Origin of the sequence: Thalassotalea sp. PS06 (assembly GCF_007197775.1) — a bacterium.
Lineage (GTDB): Bacteria > Pseudomonadota > Gammaproteobacteria > Enterobacterales > Alteromonadaceae > Thalassotalea_A.
Genome location: NZ_CP041638.1, coordinates 898523 through 919668, shown reverse-complemented (window position 1 = coordinate 919668; position 21146 = coordinate 898523). Strand labels below are relative to the sequence as shown.

At 45.3% G+C, this 21146-nt stretch carries 19 protein-coding genes and 1 tRNA gene; 6 read left to right on the top strand and 14 right to left on the bottom strand.

Features of this window, described 5'->3' with window-relative positions:
- The first annotated feature begins 36 nt into the window (after window positions 1-36).
- Window positions 37-2145, top strand: a complete 2109-nt coding sequence (locus tag FNC98_RS04020; protein WP_143580053.1) for a cation:dicarboxylate symporter family transporter — start codon at window positions 37-39, stop codon at window positions 2143-2145.
- 101 nt (window positions 2146-2246) lie between these two features.
- The gene (locus FNC98_RS04015) at window positions 2247-2465 is read left to right on the top strand and encodes an EF-hand domain-containing protein (RefSeq protein ID WP_143580052.1); all 219 of its coding nucleotides are present in this window, start codon (window positions 2247-2249) and stop codon (window positions 2463-2465) included.
- A 95-nt stretch (window positions 2466-2560) separates the two neighbouring features.
- Here FNC98_RS04015 and FNC98_RS04010 read toward each other — a convergent pair whose 3' ends face one another.
- Both FNC98_RS04010 and FNC98_RS04005 read right to left on the bottom strand, forming a co-directional pair.
- Window positions 2561-3421 (bottom strand): DUF2189 domain-containing protein, encoded by an 861-nt coding sequence (locus FNC98_RS04010; RefSeq protein ID WP_143580051.1) that lies wholly within the window; start codon window positions 3419-3421, stop codon window positions 2561-2563.
- A gap of 79 nt (window positions 3422-3500) precedes the next feature.
- Complete coding sequence (locus FNC98_RS04005) at window positions 3501-4208, bottom strand: SOS response-associated peptidase family protein (protein ID WP_143580050.1); 708 nt, start codon at window positions 4206-4208, stop codon at window positions 3501-3503.
- Window positions 4209-4371: 163 nt separating this feature from the next.
- Here FNC98_RS04005 and imuA point away from each other — a divergent pair, with 163 nt between their 5' ends.
- From imuA to FNC98_RS03985, 4 genes are read left to right on the top strand one after another with little or no spacing between them, the layout of a single operon-like run.
- Window positions 4372-5049, top strand: coding sequence for a translesion DNA synthesis-associated protein ImuA (imuA, locus tag FNC98_RS04000; protein ID WP_185968052.1), 678 nt, complete (start codon window positions 4372-4374; stop codon window positions 5047-5049).
- A 4-nt stretch (window positions 5050-5053) separates the two neighbouring features.
- A complete protein-coding gene (locus FNC98_RS03995; protein WP_143580048.1) occupies window positions 5054-6463 on the top strand; it encodes a Y-family DNA polymerase in 1410 nt (469 codons plus the stop codon).
- A gap of 31 nt (window positions 6464-6494) precedes the next feature.
- Window positions 6495-9563, top strand: coding sequence for an error-prone DNA polymerase (locus tag FNC98_RS03990; protein ID WP_143580047.1), 3069 nt, complete (start codon window positions 6495-6497; stop codon window positions 9561-9563).
- A gap of 12 nt (window positions 9564-9575) precedes the next feature.
- Window positions 9576-9968: a hypothetical protein gene (locus tag FNC98_RS03985; RefSeq protein WP_260680459.1), complete on the top strand. Its 393-nt coding sequence runs from the start codon at window positions 9576-9578 to the stop codon at window positions 9966-9968.
- A gap of 350 nt (window positions 9969-10318) precedes the next feature.
- On the opposite strand, the gene FNC98_RS03980 is transcribed toward FNC98_RS03985, so the two are convergent.
- The 12 genes from FNC98_RS03980 to FNC98_RS03925 form a co-directional block, all read right to left on the bottom strand.
- Window positions 10319-10394 (bottom strand) — tRNA-Phe (locus FNC98_RS03980).
- 267 nt (window positions 10395-10661) lie between these two features.
- Window positions 10662-10979: a DUF1289 domain-containing protein gene (locus FNC98_RS03975; RefSeq protein WP_143580046.1), complete on the bottom strand. Its 318-nt coding sequence runs from the start codon at window positions 10977-10979 to the stop codon at window positions 10662-10664.
- 148 nt (window positions 10980-11127) lie between these two features.
- Window positions 11128-11400: a hypothetical protein gene (locus tag FNC98_RS03970; protein ID WP_143580045.1), complete on the bottom strand. Its 273-nt coding sequence runs from the start codon at window positions 11398-11400 to the stop codon at window positions 11128-11130.
- A gap of 90 nt (window positions 11401-11490) precedes the next feature.
- Complete coding sequence (locus FNC98_RS03965; protein ID WP_143580044.1) at window positions 11491-13047, bottom strand: SulP family inorganic anion transporter; 1557 nt, start codon at window positions 13045-13047, stop codon at window positions 11491-11493.
- Between the two features lie 303 nt (window positions 13048-13350).
- A complete protein-coding gene (locus tag FNC98_RS03960; RefSeq protein ID WP_143580043.1) occupies window positions 13351-14088 on the bottom strand; it encodes a hypothetical protein in 738 nt (245 codons plus the stop codon).
- Window positions 14088-14930, bottom strand: a complete 843-nt coding sequence (locus tag FNC98_RS03955) for a hypothetical protein (protein WP_143580042.1) — start codon at window positions 14928-14930, stop codon at window positions 14088-14090. Before FNC98_RS03955 ends, FNC98_RS03960 begins: the two co-directional genes overlap by 1 nt.
- A 15-nt stretch (window positions 14931-14945) precedes the next feature.
- Window positions 14946-15962, bottom strand: coding sequence for a ferrochelatase (gene hemH, locus FNC98_RS03950; RefSeq protein ID WP_143580041.1), 1017 nt, complete (start codon window positions 15960-15962; stop codon window positions 14946-14948).
- A 73-nt stretch (window positions 15963-16035) separates the two neighbouring features.
- Window positions 16036-16626: a glutathione peroxidase gene (locus tag FNC98_RS03945; RefSeq protein WP_143580040.1), complete on the bottom strand. Its 591-nt coding sequence runs from the start codon at window positions 16624-16626 to the stop codon at window positions 16036-16038.
- 95 nt (window positions 16627-16721) lie between these two features.
- Window positions 16722-17990: a c-type cytochrome biogenesis protein CcmI gene (gene ccmI, locus FNC98_RS03940; RefSeq protein WP_143580039.1), complete on the bottom strand. Its 1269-nt coding sequence runs from the start codon at window positions 17988-17990 to the stop codon at window positions 16722-16724.
- A 32-nt stretch (window positions 17991-18022) separates the two neighbouring features.
- The gene (locus tag FNC98_RS03935; protein WP_260680458.1) at window positions 18023-18493 is read right to left on the bottom strand and encodes a cytochrome c-type biogenesis protein; all 471 of its coding nucleotides are present in this window, start codon (window positions 18491-18493) and stop codon (window positions 18023-18025) included.
- Window positions 18494-18502: 9 nt separating this feature from the next.
- Window positions 18503-19060, bottom strand: coding sequence for a DsbE family thiol:disulfide interchange protein (locus tag FNC98_RS03930; RefSeq protein ID WP_143580038.1), 558 nt, complete (start codon window positions 19058-19060; stop codon window positions 18503-18505).
- Between the two features lie 5 nt (window positions 19061-19065).
- Window positions 19066-21132, bottom strand: coding sequence for a heme lyase CcmF/NrfE family subunit (locus FNC98_RS03925; protein ID WP_143580037.1), 2067 nt, complete (start codon window positions 21130-21132; stop codon window positions 19066-19068).
- Between the last annotated feature and the right edge of the window lie 14 nt (window positions 21133-21146).

The following is a 21146-nucleotide window of genomic DNA, read 5'->3' as shown; positions in this document are numbered from 1 at the left end:
GCGAGGAGTTATCACCAGGGACGGTTAGGAATTCAAATGTCCCAAGCTAATAAAATCATCTTAGCTATGATTGCTGGCCTCGTCATTGGCTTTGCCTCTGGCTATACCAATGATGTCATCAATTATATCGGCCAGGGCTTCGTTATGCTATTACAAATGACGGCTCTGCCCTATATTGCCGTGTCATTGGTTTTCGGCATTGGTTCGATGAGCCGTCAACAGGCCAAACGCCTGGCTAAATACGGCGCTGTTTCCTTTATTATCCTGTTATTTGTAGTTGTCGGGATTATTTTACTTGCCCCCATAGCTTTCCCCGACTGGAGCTCAGCCGCATTTTATTCAGCAAGTATTATTCGCGAGAAAGAAACTTATAATCCACTTGAGTACTTTTTACCTGCAAATCCTTTTTACTCTATGGCCAATGGTGTCGTACCAGCTGTCGTAGTATTCAGCGTGTTTATCGGTATTGGCTTTATTGGTATTCACAATAAGCGTCGCAGCTTATACGTCTTTAAAGACATTCGTCAGGCTTTAACCCGGGTTACTAACACGGTAATGAAAATGGCACCTTATGGGGTGTTAGCCATCGCCTGGAACGCCAGCGCTACTCTGGCGGAAGATGAAATGGATGGCTTGCTGGTGTATTTCGTCACCGCAGCTTCAATGACGCTATTGTTAACCTTTGTGATCCTGCCTTTGATAGTAGCGATATTTACCCCTTTAACCATTAGCCAGGTGTTTCTTGCCTGCCGTTCAGCACTGATAACAGGCTTTGCCACCGGTAGTATATTCGTGGTGATCCCTGTCATTGCCGAAGATGTGAAAAAGCAATTGGTTGTGCATTCTCACAACCATAATTCCAGCACCCGGTTACCTTCAATCATTGCGCCGATTTCCTACAGCCTGCCCATGGGTGGTAAGTTGCTAGTGCTGCTTTTCATTCTTTTTGCAGCCTGGTTCAATGGTGAAGAAATCGCTATATACGATTATCCCAAATTAGTCCTAAATGGGGTTTTGCAACTATTCGGTTCGCAAATGATTGCAGTCCCTAATATCCTCGAACGATTCGCTATTTCCGCATCAATGTTTGAACTTTACGTCGTCGCAGAACAACTATTGGTTAGTCGGTTAGCGGCGCTATTATCGGTAATGTTTATGACCGTACTTTGTATGCTGATACCTATGGTAATCATGCACAAAGTTAAATTTTATACACGGCCATTTATTATCTTCATGATTTCAGTGCCGCTTTGTACATCATTGATTCTGGCGTCCCTTTCATTCACTTTTAATTCCATTAGTCATCAATATGAAGGCTATCAAAAATTCATCGACCGAGATCTGTTGCTCCCTGCCGCCAAGGCCCGGGTATTGAAAGAGCCAGCACCTGATGAAACTCCGGAAATTGATGCCATTGAAAATACCATGGAAAGAATCAATGTCAGGGGGATCTTACGTATGGGTTATTATGCCGATGCCCTGCCATATGCATTCCACAATAAAGACGGGGAATTGGTCGGTTTGGACATTGAAATCGGGCATTTATTAGCACAGGAACTGGAAGTTGATGTTGAATTTGTGCGTATTAAACGAAGAAATATCGAAGAATATCTGAATCGTGGTTACCTGGATATTGTTGCCTCAGTGCCGGTAACACCAGGTAACCTGATTAACCACAACCTTACCAACCCCCATATTCAGGAAACCCTGGCATTGTTAGTTAAAGATAAGGAGCGCAGCAAATATGCCGACTGGCAACGAATTGTCGATGATCCGAGTATTGTCCTGGGTATGCCAGAAACTCATTTTTACGAAAAAACCGTGAAAAAAAATATGCCAAATAATGTAGTACACGAATTATCGTCGCCGCGGCAATTTTTCATCAGTGACGAGTTAGGTATCGATGCAATGATATACGGCGCTGCTGGGGCTTCGGCGTGGACCTTATTGTATCCCGATTACACCGTCGTCATCCCTGAACCCAGATTGCCAGAAATAGGAATGGCTTTCCCGGTACAAAAACAGGACTACGAGTTTGAGCAATTTATGAACAACTGGATAGCAATGAAGGAAAGCGGCAAAACTATTGACGCCCTATTTACCTTCTGGATTGAAGGTAAACGCCCTATTGGCTTTGTGCGATAACCCTGCATGACATTTTAGGAAAATCTGATTACAGAATACCGCTTCACAAATTGATTATAAGGGGGTAGAGTGACGGTAAGTCAATTAATTGGAAGACTATCATGCAAATTACCGAATGGGTCGATGAACTATTTGAAATTTTTGACGAAAATAAAGACGGTGCGATCAGTCGTAGTGAATTTGTCGAATTAATCCATTGCTTGTTGCAGGAAAAAGGCCTGCGCATGTGCGAAAGCATTTTCAAAAAATTTGATGCCAATCATGACAATAGCATTTCCAAAGAAGAATTAACGGAAATGATTATTGATTTAGCACTGTAATTATTTCAAATTCAAAAAAGGGCCTTGGGAAGCTTTCCTACAGGCCCTTTTTGTATGTTTGACGGTGATAAAACCTAGATAGGCTTTATATCCTATTACTCATATTTTCTTGGACGAATTGTTTTTATGGTCGCGATATATGCATGCCAGCTCGCATAGCTTAATAACGGCATAATAATAATAAAACCCACCGCGGAAGTGGCAAAGCCAATTAACACCGAAATAATAATAATCGCCGCCCAAACCACCATGGCGGCAAGGTTTTCCATCACCGCATTATAGGACGTGGCAACGGCAGTAAAAATATCGACCCGACGCTCCATCATAATTTGTGGCGTAAATACCGAGAAAGTAAAGACTACCGCCAATAATGCAGCACCTGCGAGGGTGCCTAGTGTCAGGAATCCCATCATTTCTTCTAAACCAGGATTCAATGTGGTGGGATACAATGCATGAATCAATGCAGCGATACGCATCCAGGCAAGCATCATCAGCATTAATAGAATGGCAAACCCCCACTCGCCGACTGGATTTCGGAACATAGATTTAAGACTGTGCCTAAAGGTGGGTTTGTGACCTTTTTCCAACTCCCATGCGACATCATATAAGCCGGTAGCAAATACCGGACCGATTAGGGCAAAGGCAACAGAAGCCGGTAATATCACCAAATGGGTATCGGTAGCTAACACCAGAACTATTAACGCAGCAGGGATCAGGCTGAATATCAGCCCATACACTAAAGATATTAGCGGTGCTTTGATAAAATCCTGCACCGCCAGAGCTAACCAGTGAAACGGCGCAGATTGATCAATCTTGTGACAGTCGATAGCTTTGGCAAACTTACGTTGTACAAAATAATCATCCGGCCTGTCTTTAAGTGCATCACTGAATTCCGATTCCGCTTTTTTATCTGCGTCTTTTTCGGTTTTCGAACCGGCGGTATGATCTACTGGCATAGAGCCTCCTGACGATATCTACTTGTTTCTCATTACTGTACGTAAACCTGTGCCGTAAAGTTTAGACCATATGTTTTGGCTACGCTCTTTGCTGGTCAGCTTGAATTCGCTCAGACTGACCAATCGCCTGATGCAGGCTCGGTTTATCGATAGGATAAGCGTTAAGATCCTGAGGCAGGTGCGGATTTAGCAAAAACTGGAAATTTTCCACCTGCTGGTAATTCGGATCAAGCCAGGCGGTTAATAAGCCTTCATGCCTGGGGAGAATTAAAGGCATAGCTTTAGAGTGGATGTGGCGTAGTCTATCGTGGGGTGGCAAGGTTATTACCGAGCAGGATAAGCGAACTTCACCGGTATTCGGATGTACCCATTGCCGATACAGGCCCCCAAACGCAATGGCTTCACCATCAAGGGCTTCCAAATCGTAATAATGAACCGGCTTTTTATTCTGAAACTCAGTCTCCCCAAAACCTTTTGCCGGAATAATGCAGCGACTCTGGCGAAAAGGCACGTATCCGGCACTTCGCGGCACATCAAGCTTATCGTAACGAGTATTAAAGCTGGTATATCGAGATGGCTTAAACCCGGTATCGGTTTTATCTAGTAACAACCACCAGGTAGCATCATTGATAACTCTTTGTCCCTGCTCCTCACGAATAATTGAAATTGGATCCGTGGCTCGCTTAAAGCGCCCCCAATTAACTTTTTCTCTCGGGTTTTCAACACCTAACCAGTTGATCAACTCCATTACAAAAGGATCATCACTGATATTTAATCGTCCACACATAGGATCATTGCCTTGCTTTAATAAAAAGATCGAATATACTGTACAAATATACAGGTATTTATACCATTCATTAATATAGAAGACTATACCAATGAAATCTATGTTGTAACTTAACCTCTGCCCTAACTCTGAGTTGTGCAAAAACTCAATGGAATTGGTATTAATGAATAAGTTAATTAAAGATCTCCAGCATCGTCATTTAGTGTGGCACGGCGGCATCAAAACACCAGAACCAAACCTGGAATCTTCAGGTTATTTAGAGCTTGATCAACACCTTAACGGAGGGTTAATCAAAGCTGGCGCTATTGAAATATTAACCGAAACCAGTATCGGCGAGCTACGACTATTATTACCAACCCTAACCGCGGATCCAGAGAGGTTACTGATCTTCATTAACCCACCAGGAAACGTCAGTGCCACTATGCTGGCTTCTCAAGGTATCGATTTACAGCAGGTCATTGTTATCAATCCTGATAAGGAAAAAGATGCCCTGTGGTCAGCAGAAGAGTGTCTGAAAAGCGGCACCTGTGGTTCGGTACTTATCTGGTTAGATCAGGCCATTGAAATTCATCAGGTCAAACGCCTGCAGCTAGCTGCCGAAAAAGGCGCGAGCCGAGTATTTATGCTCAGACAAAAACGTTATGAAACCCTGTCGCTTCCTCTGGATTTAAGCATGTCTTTAACGGCTAGTCCGTCAGGTATCGATGCACAAATTAATAAACGTAAACGAGGCTGGCCATCAAAAGCTTTTCATATTGATATGCAGCATCACTGGCCGACATTAACCCTAGGGAAAATCCCCGATAACCTGGTGTATTTCCCTACTACCAAAGTCAGTTAACATCATGCTGTGGTTATATCTACACTTCCCTTCCCTACAGCTGGATAGCCTATATCAGGCCGATGAGCAATTACCCATCGCTATTGTTCATGGCCGTAACAGCGAAGTATTGCAACTCAATCAAAGTGCCGAAAGTGCTGGGATAAAACAGGGCATGGGCCTGGGCTCTGCGGCAGCGTTGTGCCATAACCTGCAGGTATTGGCATACGATGAAAAACAGGAAAAAACCAAACTTACTTATATTGCCCAATGGCTATATATGGTGACTGCCGATATCAGCTTATTTCCGCCTAACGGCCTGTTGCTACGGGTCAGTCATATGCTGAGCCTGTATCAGGGGCTGGAAAACTACTGGCAGCTGCTGCAACAGCATTTACAGAAACTGGCTCTGAATTATCAGTTTTCCTCGGGCTATTCTCCCTACGCTGCCAGGTTACTGGCCATCGGTGGCTGTAATCAGGTTACCGATGACAAGCAAACGCTAAATCGTTTGTTGAGTCCTTTACCATTACAGGTTAGCGAGCTATCCAACAAAATGATTAACCATCTTAACCGGGTTGGTGTGCAATCGATTGGCGATCTTTTACGTTTACCACTTACCGATATTGCCAAGCGCTTTGATATCGAGCTGGTCACTTACATGGGTCGCCTGCAGGGACAGCTAAAACATCCCGTAGAGTTTTACCATCCGTCGGAGCGATTTAAACACTATCTTGAGCTCATGTTTGAAATATCGAATCTCGAGTACTTACAAAAACCTTTGCTTAAAGTTTTCCATTTGCTCGAACAGTTTTTACGATTTCGCGATAAGCGCTGTAGTCAGCTCAATATCGAACTACATCTTCGCGATACCGACAGCGTGCATTTCCAGGTGCATAGCGCTGAAGGTGCTTATCAGGCAAAACAATGGCTTGGGTTAAGTCAGTTAACCCTGGAATCCATTAAGGTCACGGCTCCTGTTATTGCCATTAGTGTCGAAGCCCGACAGGTCCGTGGTAATGATTTTCAAATGATGGATATGTTTAGCAAGCACTGCGGCGCTATCTCTGCCAACGAGCTGGTATCACGTTTACAGGCCAAACTTGGCAAACAAAACGTGCATGGCATTCGGGTGGTTGATGATCACCGCCCGGAAATAGCTAACGCTAGCTGCCCACCTTTGCAGAAAGTGTCAAAAGCGGCAACCCCTGATGCTGCCCATACTTCATTGCGACCTAGCTTTATCTTACCAAGGCCAATGCCAGTGAAAGAAAAGATAAACATTCAACATGGTCCCGAGCGAATTGTTGCTGGTTGGTGGGATAAGCAACCTGTGGTCCGGGATTACTTTATTGCCAGAAACCCTACAGGTCAATGGTTGTGGGTGTATCGTACACCAGCCCAGAAATGGTTCGTCCATGGCTTGTTTAGCTAATATACCGGGGCTATAACATGAGTAAAATAACATGAGTTACGCCGAGTTATTTTGTCAAAGTAATTTTTCTTTTCTGCAAGGGGCATCCCACCCGGAAGAGCTCATTCATCAGGCGGAATTTTTAGGGTATCAGGCTCTGGCTATTACCGATGAATGTTCGGTGGCGGGTGTTGTCCGTGCCCATACCGCCATAAAGGACCACCAGTTAGGGGTGCGCCTGATCATTGGCAGTATGTTCCACTTAGAGCAACAGCTTCAGGTAATTTTACTATGCCCAAACCGGAAGGCTTATGGGGAGTTATGCCGGATAATTTCCAATGCCAGAAGGCGAAGCGGTAAAGGTGAATATCAATTGGCCGAATGGGATCTGATGTCGATCAAACACTGCTTGGTAATTTGGCTACCATCCGGCGAGAAAACCGACACCAGCTGGGCGGAATGGCTTTGTAAATATCACTATCAACGCCTGTGGATAGGTTACCAACGCCATTTAAGTGCCGATGATGAAAAAGCCAGGCAGCATTGCCAGCAATTGTCGGAGCATTTTGAATTACCGATTACTGTATGCGGCGGCGTACTTATGCATAATGCTAATCGCCTGGCGGTACAACACACATTAACATCGATTCGTAATGGCACACCAATTCAAAAACTTGGTAAAGATTTACTCCCCAATGCTGAACGAGCATTACGCAGCCTGGAAAAACTCAAACGTTTATTTCCACTGCCCTGGTTGCAGGAAACCCAGCGCATTAGTGAATTATGCAATTTTAATTTGCAGGAGTTGCGCTATGAATATCCGGCAGAGCTGGTACCGGAAGGTTTGTCGGCAATGACGTACTTGCGCCAGCTGGTTAAAGAAGGCAGTCAGCGTCGCTTTCCTGAAGGTGTCCCATCGGCTATTCAAAAAGTCATCGACAAAGAGCTAACCCTGATTGAAGAGCTTAATTACCCGTTTTATTTCATTACCATTCACGACATTGTTGTTTTTGCACAACAACAGAAAATCCTTTATCAGGGCCGCGGCTCTGCGGCCAATTCTATCGTCTGTTATTGCCTGGAAATTACCTCCGTTGACCCCAGGCAAATCTCGGTATTATTCGAGCGCTTTATTTCTAAGGAGCGTAATGAGCCACCGGATATTGATGTCGACTTTGAACACCAACGCCGCGAAGAAGTGATTCAATACATTTATCAAAAATATGGTCGTAAGCGCACCGCCATTGCCGCAACCGTGATTACTTATCGCTTAAAGAGTGCTATCCGCGAAGTCGGTAAGGCCTTAGGCATTGCCCTGCCGCAGCTGGAATTCTTTATAAAAAACATTAATCGCCGCGATAAGAGCCTGGGCTGGCAGGGACAGATTATCGAATTAGGGTTACAACCAGACTCGGATCAAGGCCAGCATTTTATTAACCTGGTTAACGAGCTGATGGGCTTTCCAAGGCATTTATCTCAACATGTCGGCGGTTTTGTCATATCCGCAGGCCCATTGTATGAATTGGTTGCCGTGGAAAATGCAGCGATGGAAGATCGTACTGTGATCCAATGGGATAAAGACGACCTCGAGTCGTTAGGGTTACTCAAAGTCGATGTGTTGGCGCTGGGCATGCTAAGCGCCATAAGAAAGTGTTTCGCTTTGGTAGAGCAACTAGAAAAACGGTCACTAACCATCGCTGATATCACCCGGATGCAGGATGACCAAAACGTCTATTCGATGATTCAACAGGCCGATACTGTCGGTGTTTTTCAAATCGAATCCCGGGCGCAAATGAGCATGTTACCGAGATTAAAACCTGCCAGCTATTACGATCTGGTTATTCAGATTGCGATCGTCAGGCCAGGACCAATTCAGGGCGATATGGTGCATCCGTTTTTAAAACGTCGAAATGGTATCGAAGCTATTGATTACCCCTCAGAAGAAGTCAAAGAAGTCCTGGCGCGAACCCTTGGGGTGCCGATATTTCAGGAACAAGTGATTAAACTGGCGATGGTTGCCGCCGGCTTTAGTGGTGGCGAGGCCGATCAATTACGAAGAGCCATGGCCAGCTGGAAAAAAAATGGCCAGTTAGCCAGATTCAAAACCAAACTTATCAGCGGTATGCAACAACGAGGCTACCCAACCGAGTTTGCCGAACGCTTATTTGAGCAAATCTGCGGCTTTGGGGAATATGGTTTTCCGGAAAGTCATTCGGCTTCCTTTGCCGTGCTCGCCTATGTATCCGCCTGGTTAAAGTATTACTACCCGGCAATGTTTTACACCAGTGTATTAAATAGTCTGCCTATGGGGTTTTATAGCGCTTCACAACTGGTTCAGGATGCAAGGCGTCATAATATTCAGGTACTAGCGGTTTGTGTCAATGAGTCTGAGTATGACCATAGTGTGGTGCGTGTTAATCAACAGCATGCCATTCGTTTAGGGCTTCGTATTATCAAAGGTCTCTCTGAGAAAGCCGGGAAAACTATCATCAAGCATAGGCCGACTGAGGGCTATCAACGCTTAAACCAATTACGCCAGCTAAACATCAATAGCAAAGACCTGCAAAACCTCGCCAGTGCCAATGCCCTTCAGGCGATAACCGGTAATCGCTATCAAAGCCGCTGGGCATTAATGAACAATGAAAGTGAGTTACCTTTATTTAAGGAAGCAAGGATAAATGAGCCTCATGAGTTTTCGCCAAATGATGTCGACACCCTCAATGAAGATTATGCGGCAACCGGCCTGACACTTAACAAGCACCCTATCCGTTTATTGGAACAAGCTGGTCGTTTATCCGGTTTTACCCGTATGAAAGAGTTAATGGCTAAGTCCCATAAAAGTATGGTTACAGTTGTTGGTGTTGTCACCGGACGCCAGTCGCCCGGCACCGCATCTGGGGTAACCTTCATGACTCTGGAAGATGATACCGGCAATATTAATGTGGTAGTCTGGGCCGGTACCGCCAGAGCCCAAAAGCAGGCATTTTTGTCTTCACGAGTGCTCGAAGTAAAAGGCATATTGGAGCGTGAAGGTGAAGTTATCCATGTTATTGCCGGTAAGTTAATTGATCGCAGCGATGAGCTGGCAAGGCTAAATACCCAATCCAGGGATTTTCATTAGGTCCTAAAGGTAATGCGAAGTTCAAACAGAAAAAATCGACCTTACCAGGTTAAGAAAACCGGCATAAAAGACGAGTATATTGACCGTCAGGTACTGGCCATTCACGCCGCCATTGCCGATAAGATGCTACACCATCCAGAGCTGGTACCTCAGGTGAGAGAAACCCTTGAGCAACGCCGCGACGTTGGTCGAATGGGGTATGGCGAATACATCACTTGGGATAGCATTCTCGATATCATTGATGATGCTAAAGATTTTCGCAAAGCCATACTGGAAGACACACCGAAAATGCGTCGATTGCGCCGCAAAACCCCATTCGTGAATATCCTTACCGAGGAAGAGCGCCAACAGGCATTAATGGATAATGCCGCGGGAGTCCTCACTAGCCTGGATAATTTGTTTTAGGCTGAGAGCTAGCATACAGAAAAGGCTAGGCCAGAAAGCAAAAAACTAGCCAAAAGGCTGGTTTTTCTAAATGATGGTGCCCTGACGGACTAATTTGTCTGGAACAAATTAGAAACAGCTTTGCTGCCCTTGGGTGAAATACACGGATGTATTTCATTAATCGAACTTGTTCGATTACGCCGTCCTAAAACGACAAAACCCAGCGTAATGCTGGGTTTTGGTAGAATATGGTACCCACGACTACATGGGTGTAGGAGGTAGAGCAACGCCGGGAGCAGTTGCCGAGAGGCGGCTCCGCCGAAGGGCCCAGAAAGCAAAAAACCAGCCATAAGGCTGGTTTTTCTAAATGATGGTGCCCAGAGGCGGAATCGAACCACCGACACGGGGATTTTCAATCCCCTGCTCTACCGACTGAGCTATCTGGGCAAATTATGTTTAAGGGCAATCCCCTGCTCATTCCGGAAACGAATAAATCCGTTTCGTTCGACGGCGCATGAATCAGTGATTCATATAAAACGCTTGTCTCACCCAACTGAGCTATCTGGGCAATATGTTTATAGGGCAATCCCCTAGCAACGCTGTGTTGCTGAATGAGGCCGTATAATAAAGGGTGTTTTGGGGCTTAGCAACCCCTTTTTTCGCAATTTTGTTTAACCGTCTAATATTTACTCGAATTTACCCGAATTTGTTTAATTAGAGTTCAAAGTCGTCGAAATCACTGGCGCTAAGATCTTTATCCAACAGATCATTCTTTGGCGTATCTAACAATGAGGGTTGCACAGGCGCAGGTGTAGCGGATTCATTTTCGATTTTTTTCGGCTGATTTCTTCGTTTCTCTCGCTGCTGGCACAACTTAATCACCCGTTGTTTTTCCGCGGCGCTGAAATTTAACCAACCGAAACGCTCATCCCGGGTACGAAAACACCCTTGACAATAACCACGATTATCCGATTTACAAACCCCGCGACAGGGGCTTGGAATATCAAAAAATTCCAGCTGCAAATCTTTCATTTCAAATCGTCAGTTTAATTAGTGAGCAATTTTTTAACTATAACATGGAATCGATTCGGGAGACGACCCCAAGCGTTAGTCTCTTATAGAACACCTCGATAACCACAACCACGGGTGTCTTGATAAATAACTATGGGTGTCTTGATAATTAACCATGGGTGTCTTGATAAATAACCAATGGGTGTCTTGATAAATAACTATGGGTGTCTTGATAAATAACCATGGGTGTCTTGATAAATAACCATGGGTGTCTTGATAAATAACCATGGGTGTCTTGATAAATAACCATGGGTGTCTTGATAAATAACCATGGGTGTCTTGATAAATAACCATGGGTGCCTTGATAAATAACCATGGGTGTCTTGATAAATAACCATGGGTGTCTTGATAAATAACCATGGGTGTCTTGATAAATAACCATGGGTGTCTTGATAAATAACCATGGGTGTCTTGATAGACACCCACAAAAAAACCGCACGTGTGCGGCTTTTTACTAAATCAAAATTAACGATTAAGCAAGCTTATCGGTTGCTACATGATAATTTGGATCTTCAATATAATTCACTTCAACCAGGTCGCCAGCTTTTTTAAGCAATAGCTTACATTCAGGGCTTAAGTGACGAAGGTGTAAGGTTTTACCTTTAGCAATATAACGCTCAGCTAATGTATCGATAGCTTCAATGGCTGAGTGGTCAGCTACGCGTGAATTTTTAAATTCAACAATAACGTCTTGTGAATCATTGCTGATATCAAACTGGTCAAGGAATGAAGAAATCGCACCAAAGAATAACGGGCCATTCACTTCATATACGGTCCAACCGTTTTCATCGGTAGAGCGATTAACCACAACGTGCTTGGCGTGCTCCCAGGCAAATACCAGAGCCGATACGATAACACCCACCACCACAGCTACTGCCAAATCGGAAATTACCGTAACCCCGGAAACTAATACCAGAACAAAGGCATCGGTCTTAGGGATCTTGCCAATGATACGGAATGATGACCATTCAAACGTACCGATAACAACAATAAACATAACCCCGACCAGAGCGGCTAGAGGGATCATTTCAATCAGGCCGGACGCGAATAAAATAAAGCCTAATAGCGCAAGGGCTGCGGTGATACCCGACATACGACCACGACCACCGGAGTTAACGTTTATCATTGACTGGCCAATCATCGCACAGCCACCCATACCACCGAAGAAACCATTAACGGTATTCGCAGCACCTTGGGCAACACACTCACGGTTACCCTGACCACGGGTCTCAGTTAACTCATCAATCAATGTCAGAGTTAATAAAGATTCAATCAAACCGATTGCTGCAAGTACAAGTGCAAATGGGAAGATGATTTTTAAGGTTTCCCAGGTAAATGGTACTTCTGGGATAGCAAAGCTTGGCAATGAACCGGCAATGGTTGCGTTCGGGTCGTTGGTCATATCACGAACGTAATCAACAACGGTGCGCGCGTCTAAATCCAGGCCTAAAACAATCAAGGTGATCACCACAATCGCAACTAGCGATGATGGTACAGCACGAGTAAGTTTTGGCAGGAAGTGAATAATAGCCATGGTTAAAGCTACCAGACCAAGCATGGTGTACATGGCGTCGCCGCTCATCCATTGCAATTCGCCACTTTCGTCGAATACTTTGAATTGTCCAAGCTGAGCCAGGAATATGACGATAGCCAGACCGTTAACGAAGCCCAACATAACGGGATGCGGCACTAAGCGAATGAACTTACCGAGCTTAAATATACCGGCAAGGATTTGCAAAATACCGGTCAATACCACAGTCGCAAACAGGTACTGTACACCGTGCAAAGCAACCAGGGAAACCATGACAACCGCCATCGCGCCAGTCGCACCAGAAATCATACCTGGGCGGCCACCAAAAGCAGCTGTGATCAAACCAACCATAAATGCGGCATATAAACCTACTAAAGGTTCAACACCAGCAACGAATGCAAAGGCGACCGCTTCCGGTACCAATGCCAGAGCAACCGTCAGACCCGACAGAACGTCATTCTTCAGGCTGGTCACTTTACTTGCGTGTAATTCAAACATAATAAACTCATCTTGCCGGACAAAACATCAGACAAAAACAACCAGAGCCCCGGCCTTTATGGCCAAAGCATTAATAGATAATAAATATAGTAGCTATACCAACCACGCGGCGGCGTTGGCATATGTGGCAGCACACCACGGGTATTGAAGGCTTAACGCCTAAAGCCCTGAGAGCTTGATAAAGGTCTAATAAAGCCCTAAAAGTCGCGGCGAAATATACAGGTTATGTAAGAAATTTTCAATCCAAGATTCGAAGTTAGTGTCGACAAATCAATCAATTTCCCGACCTAACCATGCAGTTTATCAGCCTCTGCGTCTGGCAATTTTTTGTCGAAATAACGTCAAGAGGTAATAAACACCAGTGAATGAAAGGAGCAGATACACCAAGGCTAACAGGATATTCCACCAGTGGTTAAAACCGATAGCTCCGACATAATCGCTAAAATGGATACGCAAAAACAGCGCCTTGGTGCGGGTATAATCATTGAACGGTCCAAACAAGCGTCCACTTTTCTCATCCACATAAAATCTTGAATCGACTTCATCACCTAATGCCAGCTGCCAAAGCTTACCTTGATATTCCGGCAAATCTTCGGTTGCAGCGATATAGGTTGGAGAAAGTGTATCTTCAGCCAAATCATATTTGGCGGTTAGTATCGATGTTGCCAGACTTTCATCCACTGCTATCGGCTGCAAGGTATTAGCACTTGCAAGCCAGCTCGCATCAGCGCTATTAAGGCGTAACAGGGGTTCAATTGAAACCTTTTCTGGGAAAGGGTGAAATTCAATTTCAATAACCCCTGGATTATTAGCCATTAAAAGCTTAAACCTTTCGCTATCCATATCTTGCACGGCATTGTTTGTAGCTAACGATTGTCCAGAGGTTTCCACTTTTGGATAGTCAACGTCTGGTAGTGGCTCAATGAGGTTAAAATACCCGGCACTTACTAACCACAGCAGCAAAGCTAAGATAATAATGCTCGCTAATAGCCGATGAGCATTACGGGTTTGTCGTTTAAGCGAGGAAGACAGATAACTCATCAGTTTCTCCCTTTGCCTTGCTCAGCAACTGTCAGTGACACATGATTCGACTGTTCCGGATCACCATGTTCCTTTCGGCGATGCTTTCTTCTCGAGCGCTGGATATGCCCAAACAATAGCATTACTCCAGATAAAAGCGCCGCTAAGGTAGATAAAATGAAAAGGGTAAGCATAGGGTTATCAACATCTGCGCCATCATCATAATCCATGATATGCAGTTGCCACATCAAATCGAATAGACGCCAGTATTGATGGCGAACCGAACGGATATCTCCGGTGCTAGCGTCGATATAGAATCGGGTATTGGCGTTATCGCCAAACTGTATTTGCCAGGCAGGTAGCAGACGCGCAGGAAAATCACTTGGCGCCGATTCAACAAACAAGGTTGCAGATAAGATTTCAGGTTTCGGACCATCAGATTGGTAACCAGTCGCCGCTATCTCACGTGCTAATGCCTCATCAATCCCATTAATCAACTCGCCACTTGAGGCATTTATCAGATAAGTGCGTTCGTTATCACTGGCGCCATTACTGATGTAATTGCTGACACAAGAATTAACACAAGTGCTGACATGGTACACAGGCGTATTGGCAAGTGAGGATAAGCGTAGATTCGAAGTCTTAGGAAATCTTAGATAAATGTCTTTGACTGAAACCGTAACGGCCTCAGGGGTTAGCTCAGATTTTGCCGCTTTGAATGGCGTTCCACGGATATAGTCAATATCCATCAACACCATATATAAGCCAGATATTCCCCAAAGCAACAGCTGGATGAATGTTATCGACAATATTATCTTGTGGAAGCGTCGCCATTGTTTATCGGTTAACCATTTGACTTCCACTGTCTGCCACCAGGGTTACTTGAGGTAAGGGGTTAACATCCCCATCAAGGCATTGATGTGATCATCACGGTCATTGAGTGCGGCGATATACCGGAACTTGTCACCACCTGCCTCCATGAATACTTCGCGACTTTCCACTTCTAATTCTTCCAACGTTTCCAGACAATCGACGCTAAAAGCAGGGCTTATCACCGCCACATCTTTTACGCCTTTGCCCGGCAATTCTGCCAGAACATCGTCAGTATATGGTTTGAGCCACTCGGCTTTACCAAAACGCGACTGGAAGGTCATTTCATACTGCTCTTTTACAAGGCCGAGCTTTTCAGCTACCAACCGAGCGGTTTTATGGCAGAAACAGTAATAGGGATCGCCACGTTCTAAAAACAGGCGCGGCATGCCATGGAACGACATAATCAGTTTGTCTGGGGTACCATTAGCGGCGAAATTTTCGCTAATACTGTTTGCCAGCGCATCAATGTAATCCGGGTTATCGTGATACGAGCTTAAAAAGTGTAAGGAAGGCACGTAGCGCCACTGCTTAACCTCAGCGACAACCTTGTCGAAGGTCGAGCCGGTAGTTGGCCCTGCATATTGGGGATAGAGTGGCAAGACGATAATGCGTTTGACCCCAAGTTGCTGAAATTTTTTCAGCGCCGGGACGATACCCGGATTACCGTAACGCATAGCAATATCGACAACCACGTTATCGCCATAGGCTTGTTTGATTTTCTCAGTGACTTTAGCTTTCTGAGCCAGAGAGTGGACCAATAACGGCGATCCTTCTTCGGTCCAGATGCTTTCGTATAACTTTGCCGATTTCGCCGGACGAATACGCAGAATAATCCCGTGTAGAATGATCATCCATACGAGCCGCGGAATTTCCACAACTCGGGGATCTGACAGGAATTCGCGTAAGTATGTTCTTAACGCGCCTTTAGTGGGCGCATCGGGTGTCCCAAGGTTGGTAAGCAAAACGCCAGTGTCTACCTGAACGTCATGCAATTTTTTCCCCGCTGATACAAAACGCGACATAACTTACTCTTATTATTCCTAAAGTAGCTGAGGTTAAAGTTTTTGTTAGAGCTCTTGTACTCGAGCTCTTGTATTAAAGCTCTTGTTGAATAGCCGCAACCAACTCTTCAGACTGAGGCTCAACTTTTGATGAAAAACGTTGCACGTTTTGGCCATCATTGCTCACTAAGTACTTATAAAAGTTCCAGTAAGGTGCTGCCGTTTTCTCTTCCAACTCTTTAAAGATTGGATGGGCATCATCACCGCGAACAACAGTAGTGGCGAACATAGGGAAGGTCACACCGTAATTAACGTAGCAGACTTCCGCAGTATCTTTTTCTTCATCCTCTTCCTGAAAGAAGTTATCAGAAGGGAATCCTAAAATCACCAGGCCTTCGTCTTTGTAGTCCTGATATAATGCTTCCAACGCCTTAAATTGCGGCGTGTAGCCACAGTTACTGGCGGTATTGACGATTAACAGTGTCTTACCCTGATATGCTTTACACAGGTCGACCTGCTCGCTGGAGTGCAGTTTACGCACTGTGTGCTGCAAAATAGCAGGGCACGCCTGCTGTTCAACTTCTGTCGCTGCGCTCTGTTGCGAATCATCTTTCGCGAAAGCGATAGAGCTTGAAAACATTGCCAGAGTTGCGGTCAACGGCAGAATAAGTCCTTGTTTTAACATAATGTCTCTCTTATCTAGATTCTGTAAAAATCGGAGCAAAGCGCCAGGATTATATAACCCATTATCCTTTGATAAACGCCCTACTCTGTATCCTGCTATTTTACGACGCTATCAATGATCAGGTTCATTTGTTGTTGACCTTCGACATTGATGTTGGCGATTTCCCCTTTAAAATCGCCAGGGTTCATGCCCGGCGTTCCCTGCATCGACAATACCGCATAAATTGTCACTTGCTCTGCACTGCTTAATTGCATTTGCGGGTTCATTGCTTTGCTATCATCCAATATCAGGGTCATGGGTAAGTCGCTGGCTTTGATTTTCACCGCCGCCAATGGAATGCGTGGTCCCTGGCTATTCACCGCGTAGACAAAAATGTTTTTGTCATCTTTATCAGCCATCGCATTAATGATGTCATCGCTCATTGATACATCGAGGGTAAATGATGGTCCATCAGCAACACCGCTAGCATCACCGGCAGCCGAACCCGAATTACCCGCCACAGCAGAATCCGTTGGCGCCGTTTCGGCGGCCGCTAACGCTTCATCAATCGCTTCTTGTAACGCATCGGTGTTAACACCGGCCCGGCCTGAATCAATAATTTTCTGCCAGTTAACGGCTGCTTGCTTAAATCGACCATTCACATAATGGTCCATACCGATAAACATCAACGTTGATGCATCTTCAGGATCCAAAGCTTTGGCTTTATCAATTAAGGCATTGATTTCAGGATTACGCTGTTGATTGTTCTGATAGTATTTGACTTGCGCCTGCAGGGCTAAAATATCCGCCTGTTCCCCTTCCACATCAATCACTTTCTGGTAAGCGATAAAAGCACTTTCATACTGGCCAACCGTGGTGAGAATTTGACCTAACTGGAACCAGGCATCGGTATTTTCCGGGTTGGCTTTAACTTCCTCATGCAAAGCTTTTAATCGATTAATGATCACGTCAGCCTGTGAGCCAGCACCGTGCTCGGCGACCGCAACCGGGTTCATCGCCTGAGGCCAGGCACCAAATTGATAATACCCCAGGCCAGAAAAGCCAATCACAAAGACACTGATCAATACCGGCCATAATTTTGACGTCTGCTTATCACGACTTTGCTGTTCTTTCTCAGTCGCCTGCATGTCTGCCAACAAGCTGCGGTCCAATTCGGATTTCAGATAATCGAAACTTTCCAGATCAATTCGCCCTTTGTCCAGGTCCAGTTGAATTTCCGCCAGATGCTCGTGATATAAATCTTTGTTGGTCTGGCCGCGGTAATTTTGCACACGGTCTTTTAACGAACTGCGCAGGAAATGGCGCCAGATAAACACCATAGCAAGCGCCAGTAGAACTAAAGAGATGATGATGAATGTGGTCATAAAACTTCTTGTTTTCCTGAAATTACCAACGATTAGTCTTTTAAGATATCTTCGAGCTGTTGCTTTTGCTCGGCACTTAAAGGTTGTGCTTTGGTGCTCGATTTACGAACAAAAACCGCAATAATAATGCCGCCGATGATGATAAAAACGATTGGTCCATACCATAATAGATACGTTGCAGCCGTCACTTTGGGCTTGTACAGGACATAGTCGCCGTAGCGCTCCACCATAAAATTCACAATTTCCATGTCCGAACGACCATCCATCAACATGTCATAAATTTGCTTACGCAAATCCACGGCGATCATCGAATTCGAATCGGCAAGGTTCTGATTCTGACATTTTGGGCAACGCAACTCATAGACCAATTGCTGGAATCGTTTTTTGGTTACTTCATCGGGAAACTGATAAGTATCGATTGGGCCTGCATTTACTATGGTGGCTACACCAAGGGTTATCAGCATTGTGGTTAGCGTTTTAAACATCCGCGTTATTATCTTCATTCTCATCCCCTAGGAATCGTTAGCCGCGCTGCGCATTTCCTGTTGCAATTGCAATAGCAAAGGTTCGAACTGTTGCTGCCAAACGGCTTCGTCGAGAATACCGGCAAAGCGTTTACGAATACGGTTATTGTGATCAACAACAAAGGTTTCAGGTGCGCCGTACACGCCAAGATCCATACCTAACTTGCCATCATTATCAAACACGGTAAAAGCAAATGGGTCTTGGTATTGTTGCAGCCATTTCAGCGCATCTTCGCGGCCATCTTTGTAATTTACGCCATACAATGCAAATCGTTTATCGTTGGCAATTTTTAATAAAAACGGGTGCTCATATTTACAGCCCGGACACCAGGTAGCCCAGACATTAACCAGTTTAATACCCTCACCTAAATCGTCTTTGGTCAGGGTTTTACTGTCATCTTGCAACTGAGCTAGCTGGAACTCTGGAAAATCTTTACCTTCCAACGCCGATGGCATGGCGTTTGGGTCCAATGACAAGCCGCGAAACAGCAAGATTGCCAGCAAAATAAACAGGATCAGCGGTAAAAATCGAATCACCTTATTCATTACTCTTATCCTTTATTATTGTTCAGTTGTGGTTCTTCGGCTGCCGTTGCAGACGCGCTGGTATCAGTACTGACAGTCGAAGACACAGTAGCCGCTTGTTCTGCAACTAGGTTGTCCTTAGCCACATTCGCGACAGTTTTTTGTTTGCGCTGACGATAGCGTTTATCCGCCATTGCAAATAAGCCACCTAGACCCATGAAAATCGCGCCTAACCAAATCCAACGCACGAATGGTTTGTAATGCACTCGCACTGCCCAGGCATTTCCTGGAAGTGGGTCGCCAAGTGCTACATATAAATCGCGGAACAGACCTGGATCAATGCCAGCTTCCGTCATTCCCATGGTTTGCACCCGATAAGTCCGACGCTCCGGTTGCAACAACGCAATGACGTCGCCATCCTGACTCACCAGGATTTGGCCCTGTTCAGCGGAGTAATTTGGACCTTCAACGTTTTTAACGCCATCAAAGGTAAACTGATAACCAGCAATGTCAGCGGTCGTGCCTACTTCCATGCGCACATTGTGCTCTTGCTCGTAGTTAGACACTATAGTGACACCGACGATGGACACAGCAACACCGATGTGCGCTATCGCCATACCTAAATGGCTCAGGCTAATACGTTTAAACTGCCAATTACCGTTGCCTAAATAAATCTGATTGTATAAATCACGGCCAGCAACCAGAGCAACCCAAATCGCCAATGTCATCCCAAAGGCAACCAGCAGGTTAAATTCACCGCCATATAGGAATGGGAATGCAATACCCAATACTAAAGCGATCAGAGAGAGCTTGCTAACCTGACGTTGTAAATCCCCTTTTTTCGCCTTCTTCCAGCGAATTAGCGGCCCTAAGCCCATGGCGATAAACAATGGTGTGGTACAGATAATAAATACCAGGTTGAAATACGGAGGACCAACCGAGATTTTGCCTAATCCCAATGCGTCAAACAGCAGTGGATACAAGGTACCCATCAATACCGTTAAACACGAGATAACAAGCAGCACGTTACATACGAGCAGCGCCGTTTCCCGGGAAAACAGGCTAAATCTTGAAAAACTGCCAACTTTCGAGGCGCGAAACGCGAATAACGTCAATGACGCCATCACGGCAATCGCAAGGAGTAACAGGATAAATAAACCGCGAGTTGGATCCGCGGCAAACGAATGAACCGAGGTAATCACGCCAGAACGCACTAAGAAGGTACCGAGCAAACTCAGGCTGAAGGTAAAGATTGCCAGTAACACCGTCCAGTTTCGAAAAGCGCCACGCTTTTCGGTAACCGCTAATGAATGCAGTAAGGCGGTACCGACAAGCCAAGGCATAAATGAAGCGTTTTCTACCGGATCCCAGAACCACCAGCCACCCCAGCCAAGCTCGTAATAAGCCCACCAGCTACCTAACATGATACCTAAGGTTAGAAATATCCAGGCAGCCAATGTCCACGGGCGCGACCAACGAGCCCAGGCTGCATCCATTTTGCCACACATTAATGCCGCCACAGCAAAGGCAAACGCCACGGAAAAGCCAACATATCCCATGTACAACATCGGCGGATGAATAATCAGGCCGATATCCTGCAACAATGGATTTAAGTCGCGACCTTCAAGCGGCGGCGTTGGTAAAATTCGGTCAAATGGATTTGAGGTAAATAAGGTGAACGCCAGAAAGCCTACAGTTATCATCCCCATGATAGCCAGTACCCTTGAGACAAATGCCTGGTCTACGTGGCGGCTAAAGGTGGCAACAGCGATGGTCCAGGCGGTTAATACCCAAACCCAGAGTAATAGTGAGCCTTCGTGGCCACCCCAGACGGCGCTGATTTTAAAATAATACGGTAATTGCGAATTGGAGTGAGAGGCGACATAAGCTACTGAGAAATCATCGCTGACGAAACTATGGCCAAGGAGTATAAGGGAAATGGAAACGAAGACGAACATTCCCGCACTCAACGGCTTGGCCAGCGTGGTTAAACGCTGATTTTGTAAACTAACACCAATTAACGGGATAATGCTTAAAGAAATGGCCAGGGCAAGTGCCACGAAAAGAGAAAAGTGTCCTAACTCAGGGATCATTGATTACTCCAGAA

Coding starts and splice junctions, on each gene's coding strand:
- FNC98_RS03985 (WP_260680459.1), top strand. CDS start 9,576: ATGCGAAGTTCAAACAGAAAAAATCGACCTTACCAGGTTAAGAAAACC.
- FNC98_RS03965 (WP_143580044.1), bottom strand. CDS start 13,047: ATGTTTGAATTACACGCAAGTAAAGTGACCAGCCTGAAGAATGACGTT.
- FNC98_RS03975 (WP_143580046.1), bottom strand. CDS start 10,979: ATGAAAGATTTGCAGCTGGAATTTTTTGATATTCCAAGCCCCTGTCGC.
- FNC98_RS03930 (WP_143580038.1), bottom strand. CDS start 19,060: ATGAATAAGGTGATTCGATTTTTACCGCTGATCCTGTTTATTTTGCTG.
- FNC98_RS03935 (WP_260680458.1), bottom strand. CDS start 18,493: ATGAAGATAATAACGCGGATGTTTAAAACGCTAACCACAATGCTGATA.
- FNC98_RS04015 (WP_143580052.1), top strand. CDS start 2,247: ATGCAAATTACCGAATGGGTCGATGAACTATTTGAAATTTTTGACGAA.
- FNC98_RS03945 (WP_143580040.1), bottom strand. CDS start 16,626: ATGTTAAAACAAGGACTTATTCTGCCGTTGACCGCAACTCTGGCAATG.
- FNC98_RS04005 (WP_143580050.1), bottom strand. CDS start 4,208: ATGTGTGGACGATTAAATATCAGTGATGATCCTTTTGTAATGGAGTTG.
- hemH (WP_143580041.1), bottom strand. CDS start 15,962: ATGTCGCGTTTTGTATCAGCGGGGAAAAAATTGCATGACGTTCAGGTA.
- FNC98_RS03990 (WP_143580047.1), top strand. CDS start 6,495: ATGAGTTACGCCGAGTTATTTTGTCAAAGTAATTTTTCTTTTCTGCAA.
- FNC98_RS03925 (WP_143580037.1), bottom strand. CDS start 21,132: ATGATCCCTGAGTTAGGACACTTTTCTCTTTTCGTGGCACTTGCCCTG.
- ccmI (WP_143580039.1), bottom strand. CDS start 17,990: ATGACCACATTCATCATCATCTCTTTAGTTCTACTGGCGCTTGCTATG.
- FNC98_RS04020 (WP_143580053.1), top strand. CDS start 37: ATGTCCCAAGCTAATAAAATCATCTTAGCTATGATTGCTGGCCTCGTC.
- FNC98_RS03970 (WP_143580045.1), bottom strand. CDS start 11,400: ATGGTTATTTATCAAGACACCCATGGTTATTTATCAAGACACCCATGG.
- imuA (WP_185968052.1), top strand. CDS start 4,372: ATGAATAAGTTAATTAAAGATCTCCAGCATCGTCATTTAGTGTGGCAC.
- FNC98_RS03960 (WP_143580043.1), bottom strand. CDS start 14,088: ATGAGTTATCTGTCTTCCTCGCTTAAACGACAAACCCGTAATGCTCAT.
- FNC98_RS03995 (WP_143580048.1), top strand. CDS start 5,054: ATGCTGTGGTTATATCTACACTTCCCTTCCCTACAGCTGGATAGCCTA.
- FNC98_RS04010 (WP_143580051.1), bottom strand. CDS start 3,421: ATGCCAGTAGATCATACCGCCGGTTCGAAAACCGAAAAAGACGCAGAT.